The sequence below is a fragment of the Bacteroidota bacterium genome (genome assembly GCA_025059945.1).
Lineage (GTDB): Bacteria > Bacteroidota > Rhodothermia > JANXDC01 > JANXDC01 > JANXDC01.
In genome coordinates this window covers 1-14,612 of record JANXDC010000006.1, presented here as the reverse complement: position 1 = coordinate 14,612, position 14,612 = coordinate 1, and the positions used below count along the sequence as shown (strand labels likewise).

The 14,612-nt window shown below is 62.7% G+C and carries 12 protein-coding genes; 3 read left to right on the top strand and 9 right to left on the bottom strand.

The window, feature by feature from the left end:
* Position 1 precedes the first annotated feature (1 nt).
* The 4 genes from NZ993_04620 to NZ993_04605 are packed head-to-tail and all read right to left on the bottom strand — an operon-like array spanning position 2 to position 3,405.
* Complete coding sequence (locus NZ993_04620; GenBank protein ID MCS7155075.1) at positions 2–577, bottom strand: regulatory protein RecX; 576 nt, start codon at positions 575–577, stop codon at positions 2–4.
* Positions 578–633: 56 nt separating this feature from the next.
* Entirely contained in the window at positions 634–1,695 is a 1,062-nt protein-coding gene (recA, locus tag NZ993_04615; GenBank protein MCS7155074.1) for a recombinase RecA, read from the bottom strand.
* A 50-nt stretch (positions 1,696–1,745) separates the two neighbouring features.
* Complete coding sequence (locus NZ993_04610) at positions 1,746–2,279, bottom strand: hypothetical protein (protein ID MCS7155073.1); 534 nt, start codon at positions 2,277–2,279, stop codon at positions 1,746–1,748.
* Complete coding sequence (locus tag NZ993_04605) at positions 2,251–3,405, bottom strand: glycosyltransferase (GenBank protein ID MCS7155072.1); 1,155 nt, start codon at positions 3,403–3,405, stop codon at positions 2,251–2,253. Before NZ993_04605 ends, NZ993_04610 begins: the two co-directional genes overlap by 29 nt.
* A 132-nt stretch (positions 3,406–3,537) precedes the next feature.
* Here NZ993_04605 and NZ993_04600 point away from each other — a divergent pair, with 132 nt between their 5' ends.
* Positions 3,538–5,253 (top strand): amidase, encoded by a 1,716-nt coding sequence (locus NZ993_04600; protein ID MCS7155071.1) that lies wholly within the window; start codon positions 3,538–3,540, stop codon positions 5,251–5,253.
* A gap of 1,609 nt (positions 5,254–6,862) precedes the next feature.
* Here the strand turns inward: NZ993_04600 and NZ993_04595 are convergent.
* The 3 genes from NZ993_04595 to rnhA form a co-directional block, all read right to left on the bottom strand.
* Positions 6,863–9,553: a protein kinase gene (locus tag NZ993_04595; GenBank protein MCS7155070.1), complete on the bottom strand. Its 2,691-nt coding sequence runs from the start codon at positions 9,551–9,553 to the stop codon at positions 6,863–6,865.
* 86 nt (positions 9,554–9,639) lie between these two features.
* Positions 9,640–10,080 (bottom strand): tRNA (adenosine(37)-N6)-threonylcarbamoyltransferase complex ATPase subunit type 1 TsaE, encoded by a 441-nt coding sequence (tsaE, locus tag NZ993_04590; protein MCS7155069.1) that lies wholly within the window; start codon positions 10,078–10,080, stop codon positions 9,640–9,642.
* Entirely contained in the window at positions 10,081–10,551 is a 471-nt protein-coding gene (gene rnhA / locus NZ993_04585; GenBank protein ID MCS7155068.1) for a ribonuclease HI, read from the bottom strand.
* Between the two features lie 441 nt (positions 10,552–10,992).
* Here rnhA and NZ993_04580 point away from each other — a divergent pair, with 441 nt between their 5' ends.
* Positions 10,993–12,147 carry a citrate synthase gene (locus NZ993_04580; protein ID MCS7155067.1) on the top strand — a complete coding sequence of 385 codons (1,155 nt, stop codon included), beginning with the start codon at positions 10,993–10,995 and terminating at the stop codon, positions 12,145–12,147.
* Positions 12,148–12,250: 103 nt separating this feature from the next.
* Positions 12,251–13,057, top strand: a complete 807-nt coding sequence (locus NZ993_04575) for a hypothetical protein (protein ID MCS7155066.1) — start codon at positions 12,251–12,253, stop codon at positions 13,055–13,057.
* Between the two features lie 2 nt (positions 13,058–13,059).
* On the opposite strand, the gene NZ993_04570 is transcribed toward NZ993_04575, so the two are convergent.
* Both NZ993_04570 and NZ993_04565 read right to left on the bottom strand, forming a co-directional pair.
* Complete coding sequence (locus NZ993_04570; protein ID MCS7155065.1) at positions 13,060–13,548, bottom strand: hypothetical protein; 489 nt, start codon at positions 13,546–13,548, stop codon at positions 13,060–13,062.
* Positions 13,549–13,675: 127 nt separating this feature from the next.
* The coding region (locus tag NZ993_04565) for a hypothetical protein (GenBank protein ID MCS7155064.1) at positions 13,676–14,612 on the bottom strand (937 nt) is incomplete at its 5' end.

Genomic DNA, 14,612 nt, shown 5'->3' with positions numbered 1-14,612 from the left:
CTCACTCCCGGTGGGCTTCGAGCTTGCGCAGCACGGCTTCAATGATCTCCCCGGGAAACCCGCGACGAGCCAGAAGCTGAGCTATACGCCTGCGGCGCACACGGGGCTCCAACCGTGCGTCCCAGCGTTTGCGGGCCAGCGCGAGGGCCGCCTCCAGGGTCTGGACCGGATCCGAGGCTTCGCACACCACGGCGCGCACCAGCTCAGGGTTCACCCCTTTTCGACGGAGCTCATAGGCCAGCGCCTTTGGGCCCCTTCGGGTGGCGCGTTGGCTCACCCATTGTCGTGCGAAAGCCAAATCATCCACGTACCCCCACGCCCGCAGACGCTCTATGACGCGCTCTACGACGCTCTCCGAAAAACTGCGCCGCAGAAGCCAGCGCCGCAGCTCGGCTTCACTCCGAGCGCGAAAGCCAAGAAGCCGCAGGGCCCGCTGCAGGGCTTGATGTTCGGCTTCCGCTTGCTGCAGCCGCTCCCACTGGGCTGCGGACACGCGGTCGCCCACCTTGAGGGCCGAGGCAGCCCATATGGCCTCCTCAAAGACCCCAACAAGACGCCCGTCTACGTATATCCGCACCCGGCCCGGCCTGCTATGGGGTTGCACGCCGGTGATGCATCCCAAAATCGGCTCCACTATGATTCGGGCTCCACCGAGGCCCAGCCAGCGCGCGCGGAGCTGGGCTGCCGCTGTTGATCCAGAAGCGCCTGTTTGACCGCGGCCAAGATCCTCTCGTAGGCTTCGCGGTTTTCTTGCAGATACGCCCGCACGGCCTGCACCCCTTGGCCTAATTTGACGTCTCCCCACGCATACCAGGAGCCGCTTTTTTGGATCACGTTGTAGGCTACGGCCAAATCGATGAGCTCGTGATAGTGCGCAATCCCCTCGCCGAAGATGATGTCAAACTCAGCCTGCCGAAAAGGCGGGGCGACCTTGTTTTTGACTACCTTGACCCGAACGCGGCTTCCGATCTCCTCGTTGCCGCTTTTTACGCTACCAATGCGCCGGATGTCCAGCCTGACCGAAGCGTAAAACCGCAGGGCGCGCCCTCCCGGCGTCGTCTCCGGGTTGCCGAACATGACCCCGATCTTCTCCCGCAACTGGTTGATGAAGATGGCCACGCACCGGGTGCGGCTGATCACCCCGGTGAGCTTGCGCAGCGCCTGGCTCATCAGGCGCGCTTGCAGGCCGACGTGGCTGTCGCCCATCTCCCCTTCGATCTCGGCCTTGGGCACGAGGGCCGCCACGGAATCGACCACCAGTACATCGATAGCGCCACTGCGCACAAGAGCGTCGGCGATCTCCAGCGCCTGCTCACCCGTGTCTGGCTGCGAGACAAGGAGGTTCTCCGTGTCCACGCCCAACTGACGGGCGTAGCGCACATCGAAGGCGTGTTCGGCGTCGATGAGCGCGGCGATACCGCCTTGTTTTTGCGCCTCGGCGATGGCGTGCAAGGCCAGCGTGGTTTTCCCGCTTGACTCCGGACCGAAGATCTCCACGATCCGACCGCGGGGCAGCCCCCCTACACCCAAGGCGGCATCCAGCCCCAATGAGCCGGTCGAGATCGCCTCAACCGACTCCGCCGGGCGGTCCCCCAGGCGCATGATCGTGCCCTTGCCGTATTGCTTTTCGATTTGCCCGATGGCCATCTGCAGGGCCCTTAGGCGCTGCTCATCGGGCCGCGTGCGTGCTTCCATGTGATCCATACTCCCCTGTTGCGTTAACGGCGCCGACCTTCGGGGCGCATTTAGCGCTCCGAGAAACCCTCGTAGTCGTAGATCTCCGCGATATCGAGATCGCGCCAGGAGCGCCCCTCAATGTAAAGGGGTACCTCATAAGCCTCGGCATACTGGAAGACGAGCTCCCCGATCTCGGGAAACCGGTCGAAGTCGGCCGGAATCTCAATATCCCGCCCCCGACTGTTGCGGATCCGAATACCTCCCCGGTCGAAATCCACCCGTTCGGCGTACAACCATTCGATGCGGGTTTTGCGACGGGCATAGTCATAGCCGACCACGGCCTCCGGGGAGATCTGCACACACCAGACCACACGCTGCATGCGCACCAGCAGGGCGCTTACGAGCGCGAGCACAGCGAGCCAGCTTCCGCCGAAAAGCAGCACGAGCACAAGCAGGCCATCTATGACCAGCCAACTGCCCAGCCCCAACACGATCGCCATCCCCGTGGCCGCAGACAACCCCCACAGCAGCAAGTGCACCCGCTGACGGATTCGGTACTGCACGCGCTCGTTTTCAAAGACTCTCCACGTCTCCGAACCCATAGGACACTATAACCCGTTGCGTGGCTAAAGATTCCAGCAAACGGTCGAATTCTTGCGCCCGTTCAGACCAATCGAAACCCCCAAGCGCCTCCTGCAGGGTGGCCTTCGGCAGCGGGCGCTCTTCGCCCCGCAGGAGCGCACGCAGGATTTCAAAGGCTTCTTCCTCGCTTTCATAAAGCGCTGGGGCGTGCAGCAGAGGTCGATGCAGCCGCTCTGGCAAGATCTCCGGATACGTTAGCCGATTGGGTAAGACGGGATGGGCACCGCAATAGACGGCCTCCCAGATAGCCGTGCCGAAAAACTCGTGTCGAGCTGTGGAGAGCACCACATCGGCTCGGTGCAACAGACGCGAATACTCGGCGAAATCCTCCACATAGCCGTAGTGCAGGATGCGATCCCCGTAGCGGCGCCAGACGATCTCAAAGCCCTCAGGTCGGTGCTCAAAGTGTTGTCCGGACAGAATAAGCCGGAATTTGAGCCCTGCCTCAAAGAGTCGATTGATAATCCGCCAGAAAGCCTCCGGGTTTTTGTCGTATCCCCAGCGTTGGTTCCATAGGATCACCGGGGCATCGTTGCGATGCCGAAGGTCTGGAAAAGCGTCATGTCGGCGCAGGACCATCCCCGGGTAGACCACGCGGCTTTTACGAGCGATCTCGGGCAGCTCTCCCAGGTGATTGGAATCCGGAAACCGGCCCAGGAGTTCCGGCAGGGCGGCTATGAATTCGCGCAGATGATATTGGCTGTTGAACCAAACCGCATCGGCCACGAGCACACTGCTATAAACGATGTAGGCCAACTCCAGCTTGCGCTCCTGGCCCGGCTCCAAAGGAACGGTGAGGGGGTTTTTGCGCATGTACAGCGCAACCGGCAGCGAGCCCCAGCGATCCCGGATTAGGGCTAGCCAGAGGGGCAAGTTGAGCATATCCGTAGCAAACACCACATCAAAGGGCCCCTCTAGCCCTTGCGCTTTTCGCGCCAGGGTCACCGCCCCTCCCTGTAGGCGCCATTCCGGAAAACGATCCGATAAGCTCAGCACGGCCCACTCATGTCGGCTATGGGCTATAAGGCCTTCCAGGAAAGCCCGATACGAGCCCCCGTGATACGGATCAAGCGCCAACACACGCATAGGCTGCTACTGCGAAACCAGGTTCATAAAGGTACGTCCCGTCGCCCCGTTGGACAAGCCGCAAACCTTGAGATTGCCTTCAGCGTTCGGGTTTCGTAAATATCGCTCGTCCTTTTGGGGATGAAACCTGCTATGAAAAGCTTTCCGCTTGATCGTCGCCAATTTATGGGCTATTTCAGCCTCTTGGGGCTTTCGGGCACGCTTTTTCCCGGCCTGTTGTGGGCGCAAACCCAAGGGCGTGGCCCCATAACCAAGCTTCACCTTGAGGCCGCTGCCGAACTGGCCGGGCTTTCCTTTACCGAGGAAGAGCGCGCGCTCATGCTCGAAGACCTGCAGAACCTGCAGCAAGCCTATGAGCGCCTGCGGCAAGTACGGCTCGAAAACGCCACGCCCCCTGCGCTGGTCTTCAACCCCCTGCCCCGCGGCTTTCGGGTGCCCCGTCCAACGGGTCCGCCTAACCGTCGTCCCCGGCCCCGCCCCGTGGCGCCGGTGGAGGTGCCCTCGGACTTGGAAAACCTGGCCTTTCTGACGATCGCCCAATGGGCCTCCCTGCTGCGGAGCCAACGCGTAAGCAGCGAGGCCCTCACGCGCATGTATCTGGAGCGGCTCAAACGTTATGACCCCGTGTTGCAATGCGTGGTTACACTGACCGAGGAGCTGGCCCTAGAGCAGGCCCGACAGGCCGACCGGGAAATCCGCTCCGGCCAATATCGAGGCCCCCTGCACGGGATCCCCTGGGGCGCCAAGGATCTGCTGGCCACAAAAGGCATCCCCACCACTTGGGGCACAGGCCTTTATCGAGATCAGATCCTCGATTACGACGCCACGGTAGTCGAGCGGCTGCACCAAGCCGGGGCCGTTCTCGTGGCCAAGCTTACGCTTGGGGAGCTAGCCTGGGGTGACGTCTGGTTCGGAGGCACGACGCGCAACCCCTGGAACCCCGAGCAGGGCTCTAGCGGCTCCTCCGCCGGCTCGGCCGCGGCCGTAGCAGCAGGGCTTTTGGTTTTCTCCGTAGGCAGCGAAACGCTGGGCTCGATCGTGTCCCCCTCTAGCCGCTGCGGCGCCACGGGCCTGCGCCCCACTTTCGGGCGCGTTAGCCGCTATGGGGCCATGGCCCTGTCCTGGTCCATGGACAAACTCGGCCCCATCTGCCGCTCGGTCGAAGATTGCGCCCTCGTGCTGGCGGCTATTCAAGGCCCGGACGGTCGAGACCCTTCGGTTGTGGAGGCGGCCTTCGATTGGGACCGGCGGCCTGATTACCGCAGGCTTCGCGTAGGATACCTGGCCCAAGCCTTCGAGGCGGACTATCCGAACAAACGCTTCGACGAGGAGACGCTGCGCGTGTTACGCCAGGACTTGGGCTTAGAGCTCGTTCCGGTTTCCTGGCCCGATCTGCCGGTGCAGGCCCTCCGGTTTATCCTGGACGTGGAGGCGGCCGCGGCCTTTGACGAGATCACCCGAGACGGGCGCATCCGGCAGATGAGGCGTCAGGGCCGAAACACCTGGCCCAACACGTTCCGGTATGCCCGCCTGATCCCGGCCGTGGAATACGTGCAGGCCAATCGGCTGCGTACGCGCTTAATCGAAGAGACCGCCCGAGTCTTCGAGGAGCTGGACGTGGTGGTCTCGCCCAGCTTCGGGGGCGGCACGCTGCTGCTCACCAACCTTACGGGCCACCCCTGCGTGGTGTTGCCCAACGGGTTCCGCGAAGACGGCACCCCCACCTCGATCACGTTTATCGGGAAGCTCTTCGGTGAAGTCGAGCTCCTCAGCTTGGCCATGGCCTACCAGGACGCCACGGACTTCCATCGGCGGCACCCGCCGCGCTTTATGGCCCAGGCCCGGTGAGGGGCGCATGATCTGGGTTCGCCGGCTCGGACACCTGGGCTTTCTTGCGCTGCTGCTATGGGGCTTCGTGGCCCGATTCGGCTACACCTACGGCTGGGCGGACCAGGACGAATGGCTGCCCGTTGTGCTGCATCGCCTGGATCCGGCTCTGCTTAAGAGCGATTGGTTCGTCGGGCTATACGCGGAGGCTTGCGGGGTTCGGGAGCTCATCATTCGGCTTTTCGCCTCTCTGGGCCGCTGGATGCCGCTTCCCATAGCGGTGGCCCTGCTGTATGGGCTCGTTTTCCTGTGGCTTGCCGATGCGCTGTGGCGGTGGCTGCGCGCGCTCTGGGGCTCCGCTGCCGTGGCTTATATCGGGACGGCGCTCACCTTCTGGGGTGCGCTCACCTTCACGCTGGGGGGCAACCGGCTCGCCTATTCGATGCTCGTGCCCGAGATGCCAGCCGTGGCGCTGGCCCTCACAGGGCTGGCGCTCTTTACGCAAGGCCGTTGGCCTTGGGCCGCCCCTCTGATCGGACTAGCCAGCTGGTGGCAACCCCTCGTGGGGCTGCAGGTGGGGGCGGTGCTCACCTTGAGCTTGCTTACGGGTGGCCCGCTAGATCGCGCACGACGGCTGCTTCAGGGGCTCATCTTCGGTCTATGCGTGCTCGCCGCCGCCGCGCCGGTCCTGTGGCCTCTTTGGCGCACCCAGCAGGCTTGGCGCGCGCCGGGGCTTGAGGCGGACCTGTTCTACATCCTCGCGGTCTTTCGCAACCCCCACCACTACTTGGCCTCGGCTTTTCCCCCCGCGCAATGGGCTAAGTTCGGCCTGCTGCTTTTGGGGGCCGCCCTGGCGCGCGCCTTTGGAGCGCGGCCGGCTCGAGAGCACATAATCGGACGCTTTCTGGGCTGGTCCGGATGCCTCTGGATCGCATCCTGGATCGCGGTCGACGGGCTAAAATGGCTGCCCATGGCCCGCATGCAGTGGTTTAAGCTCTCGCTTTTCGTCCCCCCATTGCTCGTGGCCTACGCGGCGCACGGGCTCTGGCGCGCGCTTCCCGGGCCGTTTTACCGTCTACGGGCTTGGCCAGGATGGGCGATCGCGACCTTCGCAGCCGGACTGACCGCATGGACGTGGACGCTCGCAAACCAGAATAGCCCCTTCTGGCGGGCCCGCCTGGCCATTGCCGGACCGCCGGATGCGGCCTTCGAGGCCCTGTGCGCCTGGGCGCGAACGCAGACGGAAAGAGAGGCGATCTTCGCCGTGCCGCCTTTTGAGAGCCGGTGGCGCACGATGGCGCAACGGGCTACGGTGGTGAACTTCCCCGCTTTCCCGTACCTGGATCGCGCTATGCTGGAGTGGTATGCGCGTCTACAGGCCCTTACACGCATTGGCCGGCCCCGACGCGGAGGATATGCGTTAGAGCCCCTTATGAACCGCGGCTATCATGAGCTCAACGAGACGGACTGGCGCAAGCTTTCCGACCGTTATGGGGTCCGATACGTCGTGCGCCAGCGCGCTCAAGAAGGGCGCCCGCTTGAGCTGCCTATAGCGTATGCGAATAGCGCATGGGTGGTATATCGCATCCCGGAACCGTCGCCTCTGGAGGGGCCTCGCGGATATTTAGGGCTATGGCAGAGGAACCCAGTACCGCACATCACCGTCCTCGGCCCCGGAGAAGAGCCCTCCCCCCTCTGGATCGGGCATGAGCACGGTAATGGCGCCGTTATGACCCTTAAGCTCCGTGTATAGCTGCCTATCCCCCCAGTTCCAAACGCGGATCTGGCCTTTTTCGCTGCCCGTATAGAGGGTCCGCCCCCAGACACAGAGGGCCGTGATCGCCCCCTCGGGATGCGCCACAACGGGGGCACTGACCCGGCGGGAGGCTATATTCCACACTCGCCAAGCTCCTCGTTGGTCAGCTGTCAGGAGATGGTCGGGTCTAGAGAGGGGAACGAGAAACCGAATCGGATGCTCCTGGGCCCCTATCGGATGCGGGGATGACGAATCGAGCGCAAGCTGCCACAGGGATCCATTGCCAAAAGCTACGTACAGCAGCGCAGCCTCCGGATGCCAGGCCAACGCGTATACCGGTTCGCCCCTAAACGCCTCCAACAGCGGACGACCCGTAAGGGGATTGAGCACAACCAGACCCCCCTCACGCCTGCCTACAGCCAGATATCGGCCTTCCGGGGACCAGACTAGACACGAAGGATCTGCCTCCAGGGAGAAAACACCCACTCGGCGATGCTCTCGGCTATCCCAAATCTGCACTTCCTGCTCAAGCACGATGGCCAGGAGCGTACCCCCCTGATGGGGCACAAGCCGCAAGATGGGGCGCTCGCTATGCCAAAGGCTCCTCTCCCAGAGTCCTTCGGGGTAGCGCCATCGCTCGATCCCATAGGGCCCGGCAATCCAGATGCGCCTTGCTCCGGGCTCCCAGGCAAGGCCGCGCACACTAGGTAGACCCCCTCCTAGAAGCTGAGCAGTTTGACGGAAATGATCCCAGTAAAGCAGGTCCCCCCGTTCATCGCTCGATAGCAGCCCTTCTTGCGGCTTAGGCGACCATCGCACCCGGCAGGGGGTAGCCGTATGACCGGATAACTGCCGCAGCAGCCGCCCCTGCGGAACGTTCCAAAGGTATAATCGCCCATCCTCGCCTGCGGCCGCAAGCAGCTGGCCGTCGGGAGAGAGATCTAAACTGACAAGGCCATTTCGATGGACGGTGAGGCTCTGCTTCTGCACGCCGTGGAGCCAGTCCCAGATGAGCACCCGACCGTCTAAGCCGGCTGAGGCGATGCAGGCTCCCCCATCGAGCCAGGCCATATCCAAGATGTTTCGGTCGTGAGCACGAATAATACGCACACAGCGGCCAGAGGAAACCTCCCAGATCCGCACCTCCCCGCGCACCCACTGGCGCGCCAGATCGGCGTGCCAAGAGCTCGAGGCCAGATATCGACCATCCGGGGAGAAGCGCACAACTCCGACCACGTGCCCGTGTCCCGCAAGCAGGCGAAGCGGCTCCAGATGCTCCCGATTCCATATACCGACCCGTCCATCTCCTCCTCCCGTAGCGAGCCAACGCCCATCGGGGGAGCAGTCTAGGGCCGTTATCGAGTACCGATGAGCGAGTACCACCTCGACACACGTCCCGTCAGCAAGACGCCAGCGGCGCAGCTCCCCGCAAAACTCGCTTTCGGATTCTGCGCTCTGATGAAGACCCCCGGTGAGCAGGTGTTCTCCATCGGGCTCCCAGGTTAGGCTGAGAACGGGTCCAGATGGGTTGCGTAAAACGGCTCGACAGCCAAGCGGATCCAGATCCCAGAGCCGCACTGTGCCATCGGCACCGGCTGTGGCCCAACGTCCGCCCCGGGGATGCCAGGCCAGCGCCTCTATGGCGGCTACATGTTGCCCCCAGATGCTCCTCGTACCCAGCTTCGCGGGTCCATCCGACCCAGCGGCGGGGGAAGTTCCCCACAACATAGCCCTTAGGGGGACGTTTCGGACCCAGAGGGAGACCCGGGGGGGACGCGCCCTGGGGTTCGGCTCTAGGCCGGCGCGTAAAACAGAACGCCAGGGGGAATCGGAGAAGGCCTCCTCCAGCTCGGCGATCTCCGGACGCGCCCGCTTCTTTAGCCAGCGAAAGCCCAGCAGGGCCACTGCGCCCACAAGGGCCAGTCCGTAGACGTCGGCTGCGGGGCTCAGCTCACGACCCGTAAGCAGCTCAGGCGGGGTAAAGAAATCGGCGGAGAGTGCATTTAGGTAGAGCTCGATCATCCGGCGTGCTCCGGCATATCCCAGAAGCACGGCGCGCCGATCCGGTCCAATGTGCACTTGTTCTGGCCGCAGATCCAGATGCAACCAACCGAGCTCATGCAGGCTCTCCAGTCCCTCGGCTATTTGCAACAACCAGGAGACTACGAGCGCCTCCTCTAGTCCGCCTCCTAGGGGATGCTCACGCAACAAGGTCCATAGGCTTGCCCCCTCTGGGGGAGGCTCGAGGACCTGATAGACGGTGCCCCGTTCTTCAAACCAATCGATAAGCAGCTGCAAGCTCGGGTGACGCGCTTGCAGCAAGAGCTCCGCTTCCCGGCGAAATCGATCGTATGCCTTAAACCACAGCTCTTCGCGCTCTGGGCGCACCTGGACTTCCGCACCGGGACCCCGACCGAGCACACAAGCGGACAGCAAGAGCTCCCGTATCCACACGCGACGGCCGCTGGGCAGGTGCTCGGCCTCGTAGCACAGGTTTACCGCATCCCCGCCTTTGGCGGCCTCTATCCGGTAGACACCCCCTTTGAGCTGCGCGCCGGCCGGCAAGGCCTCAGGCGCAGAACACCTCGCCCCACAATAGGGACAGCTAAGGGGCGCGTTACCCTCCAGGATAGCCTGGCAACGCCAACACCTCATCCCCAACCCCGCTCAGGCGGCGGCGTAAGCTCTACGATGCGCTCTTGGGGATCTTCACCATAGCGCAGGCGCACACGCCAAGCGGCCTCTGGCAGGAGCGGCTCCATCCGATCGGCCCATTCAATCAGACAGACCCCCTCCCCATACAGGTAGTCCTCATAGCCCAGCTCGTAGAGCTCCTCTAGACTTGCGAGCCGATACAGGTCCAGATGATACACCGGAAGGCTCTCTCCCTGGTAAGCGTGCACCAAGGTGAACGTGGGGCTCGTGACGGGCTCCCGTACCCCCAGTTGCGCGCACACCCCTTGGACGAAGCACGTCTTGCCCGCACCCAGCTCGCCGTACAGGGCCACAACGTCACCGGGACGCAACCGCAGAGCCAGCTCCCGGCCTAGACGGCGGCTCTCCTCTGGGCTGTATGTGTGCAGGATGAGCACTTACCGCTCCTCCAGCGAGGTCATTAAGCTCATGGCCGCTTGACGAGCCAGTCGGTCGACGCGCTCGTTCATGGGGTCCCCGGCGTGCCCGGGCACTTTGATCCAGACGACCTCATGCGACCGCATGGCCTCCAGAAGCGCCTGCCACAGATCCTGGTTTTTGACGGGTTTGCCGTCTTGGGTGCGCCAGTTCCGCGCACGCCATCGATCGAGCCAGCCGGCGGAAAAAGCCTGGTGTAGATAAGCGCTATCCGTGTGCAGCCGAACCCGACAGGGTTCCTTAAGGGCGCGCAGCGCCTCAACGGCGGCCCGCAGCTCCATGCGGTTATTGGTGGTCTCGGCTTCGGCCCCGACTAGTTCGCGCTCGTGCTCCCCGTAACGCAGCAGGGCCGCCCATCCGCCGGGTCCTGGATTGCCCAGGCAGGCCCCGTCGGTGTACACGTCTACGGTTTTACGAGGCGTTCCCACGATTATCAAAATACAGCCCCTGAGGGCTCGGTTCAAAAAAGCACGGCGCCGCTCTCCACGGCGCCGTCGGGACCAAGGGGCTTCGGGGTGTATGGAGGAGGAGAAGGGTTTCGCTACAATTCGACGTCCGGGCTATAAGCCCGGTCAACCCGGAACAATAACCACAGACTTGCGATCGTAATGCTTACCACTAACAGCGCGCTCATCTTCTCGCCTCCAGCAGCAGGTACTAGAGAAAACCGTACCACCTTCCTCCCCTTGGCAAACGAGCCAAAATCCGAATCGCAATCGGAAGAAACGAACCCGGATGGGGGTAAAAACTACCCACCAGGGATCCTCGTTGACTGCTCGGGGCTAGCGCGGTATATTCAACTGGGACAGCCCCTGTCCACCGCGTTTTCCCCATAACCCACTACATAGATAGCCAGCGCACGGAGGTTGATTATGAGCACAGAACCCAACGTCCAGGCCAAACCGGAACTCAAATTCGGCCTGGAGGGCGTGATCGCCCTGGAAAGCCATCTGTGTATGATCGACGGGCAGCAGGGGATTCTGCTCTACCGGGGCTATGACATCGACACACTAGCCAAACGCTCTACGTTCGAGGAGACGGCTTATCTTCTTTGGTACGGTCGCCTGCCCAAGACAGAGGAGCTGGAGGAGCTTACGCGCCAACTGCAAGCCAACCGACAGCTCCCCGAAGCGGTGTTGGACTTCATCCGCCAAGCTCCTCCGAAAGCCGAACCCATGGACGTGCTGCGCACGGCCATCTCCCTGCTAGCCTTATATGACCCCGATGTGGAGGACTTCTCCCCCGAAGCGAGTTTGCGCAAGGCGATCCGGCTCACGGCTCAGACCCCTACCATCATCGCCGCCTTCCACCGGTCCCGTCAAGGCCTGGAGATCATCCCTCCACTTCCTAAAGGCAGCACGGCGCACAATTTCCTCTATATGCTCAATGGCGCCGCACCCGATCCCGACCGGGAGCATATTTTCGACGTCTGTCTCATCCTACATGCTGAACACGGCCTTAACGCCTCTACCTTTACGGCACGCGTGATCGCCTCCACGCAGGCCGATATGCACGCCGCCGTCACGGGAGCCATAGGCGCCTTAAAGGGTCCCTTACACGGCGGGGCCAATACCGGGGTCATGGAGATGCTTCTGGAGTTGAACCAAAGCGGCGCTGACATCGAAACCTGGATCAAGGATAAGCTTGCACGCAAAGAACGCATCATGGGCTTTGGGCATCGGGTTTATAAGACCGTCGATCCGCGGGCCATCGAACTGCGAGCGCTCGTAGCTCATCTCGCCGAGACCAACCCCGAAGCGGGGAAATGGCTGCAAATGGCCCAGCGCATCCAAGAGGTTATGAAGCGAGAGAAAGGTCTGGACCCGAATGTCGACTTCTACTCTGCCCCCGTGTACTACACGCTGGGCATTCCCTTGGATCTGTTTACGACCATCTTCGCCATGGCTCGGATGGTAGGCTGGACCGCCCACCTCATGGAGCAGTACGCCAACAACCGGCTCATTCGGCCTCGGGCGGCCTACGTGGGCCCCATGAACCTGGAATACGTGCCGATTGCTGAGCGCTAGGGGCGGGAGCTCTCCCCCGCAGAGGCCCTGTTCTTTGGGCAAGAATAGGGCCTCTGCGCTTTTCCGGCGTGGAAAGAAAGCGACCCTTCTCCGGGAGCATCGTATGGGAGCTGGGCTAGCTCTTCTGCTTGCGCTAACGGCGGATTCGATCTCCTGGACAGCGTACCGTTTCTTGAGCCCGGAGATCCAAGAGAGCTCCGGTATAGTACGCAGCCGTCGTTATGCAAACGTCTACTGGACGCATAACGATTCCGGCGATAGCCCCCGTTTGTTCGCTGTGGATTCCACAGGCCGTCTTATCCGCACCGTGCGCGTAACGGAGGCCCAGCATGTAGACTGGGAGGACATCGCCGTAGATGAGTCCGGGCTGCTCTATATCGCCGATATCGGCAACAACGGAAGCAGACGACGTGATCTGGGCCTTTACGTGGTGCCCGAGCCCGATCCGTGGGAGGACAGCGTAGCCACGGCTGTGCGCTTTATCCCCCTGCGATACCCGGATCAGCAGACGTTTCCGGCCGTTCCCTCCAATTTCGACGCCGAAGCGCTCTGGATTTGGCGCGACCAGGCCTACGTGCTCACCAAACGTTGGGGGGATGGGCGGACCGTTTTGTACCGGAGCACCTCGCTGCGACAAGATCCCGTAGCCTGGGAGCGGCTTGACTCGCTGGACATACAGGGCCTGGTGACGGCCGCGGACGTTTCCCCAGACGGACGTCGTCTTGCCGTGCTCACGTATACGGCGATATGGTTGTTTGAGTCCCGGGATCCTGACGTACCATTTCTGCGGCGCCCCGCACGGCGAGTTCCGATCGCTTTTGGCCAGGCCGAAGCTATCTGTTTTGATGGCTCGGTGCTTGTGCTCAGCAACGAAGCGGGGCAAATCCGGCGACTACGCCTTCTGCCTTGATCTCACCAGGGCCCCGAGGGACTGCGCAGAGCCGTTGCGATGCGGTCCTTAAGGTCGTTGGCCATCGCCCGAATCTGCGACAGGGCCTGCGGGGAGGGGACGGCAGAGACCCACTGCGGGCCGCGACGGACCTGATATTGGACCTCAAGGGTGAGCACCTGCAGCTCGGCGGCCGTAGAGCCCTTGCCCCGCGGGCGGCCGCGCACGATAAGGCGAGTACGCACCTCATCGGCTTCCGGCTCATCAGCCACCGGAAGCCGGCTCTTCCAGAGCGTCTCCAGGTAGAGATCGTCCATGGACTGGTCAAAGCGGTAAATCTGGTACTGAAAACGCTCCGTAATCCATCGCACAAGATCGTTCTGCACAAGCAACTTATCGGCCACTCCCAAGTCGTAGCGCAATGTGCCGGGCTCATCGGCAAGACCCCCGCTGGCTGCGCAGCCCACGACAAAAAGGCCTATACCCAAGAGCCAGCTCTGTGCTCGGCGCATACCCTTTCCTCCGAACGGATGAGCGTCTCCGAAGGCGAAATAAAGGGTTGCGGCTCCGAAACGCAATAGGGGCGGACTCCGGGGGGAATCCGCCCCTCTATGCGGTCTCACAGTGATGCCGGGACGGTTACTCGAAAGCCACCTGTCCTGTAAGGGGCTTGGGCGTGAAGGGCACGTTGGCCTGCACACGCGGGGCCACATCGCCGATATTGCCCCCGTGCGTGTAGACCTCGAGCCTGAGCGTCTCCAGCTCGTTAGCGGGAACGGGCAGATGCAGGGGTGTACCGGATACAAGCTCACCCCAGCCGCGCCGCGTAAAGTAGGCCAGCCCGGAGGTTACGTTGAAGTTCTCAAAGAGCCACTCCCGCTTGAGCTTGGCCCACAGGGTCTGATCCCGCACCCGAGCTGGGTTCTGCGCGTTTCCGTCTGAGGGCGAGCCCCGCCCATCGGCCGCGGAGGCGGGAGGCAGGCCGCCGTTGGCCACACGTGTTTCGTTGATGATCGCGGCCACTTCGTTAAGATCCCCACCGGTGCGGAGCAAAGCCTCAGCCCGCAGCAGCCGCATCTCGCGCACGGTCACGAAAGGCATGGGCCCCGTTGCGCCGCCCGTCCGGAAGTAGCGGTAGCGGCTGTGGAAGTAACGGGAGAAGTGATAAGTGCCCCGTTCAGCTCGAAACGACGAGGAGCCCGCCAGAGTGAAGTAAATGGCCCCCCCCGTGGCGTTGAGCACCGTGCCTATGCGACGGTCATCCGGGTCCATGACGAATTCCGTCCGGTTCAGCAGCGGCGTGTTGAGCCAGTCGATGTACCGATTGGAGCGATCCGCCAGCCCGATCGTCTTATAATCGGCCCGCGTCCACGTGGGGTCCTGACCTAGGTATATGTACCCAGCCCACCACAGGTTGCCGTCGCCCTGGGCAAAGTAGTCCCGCGTCACGGCTCGGGAGATCCACTGCAGGATCTGGTTCCAGTTGACTTGCGCCCGCTCCTGCGGCGAACGCGCCACCGCGGCCTCATAACGGGCCAAAAACGCATAACACAAAGCCGCCAGATCCCGATTCGTC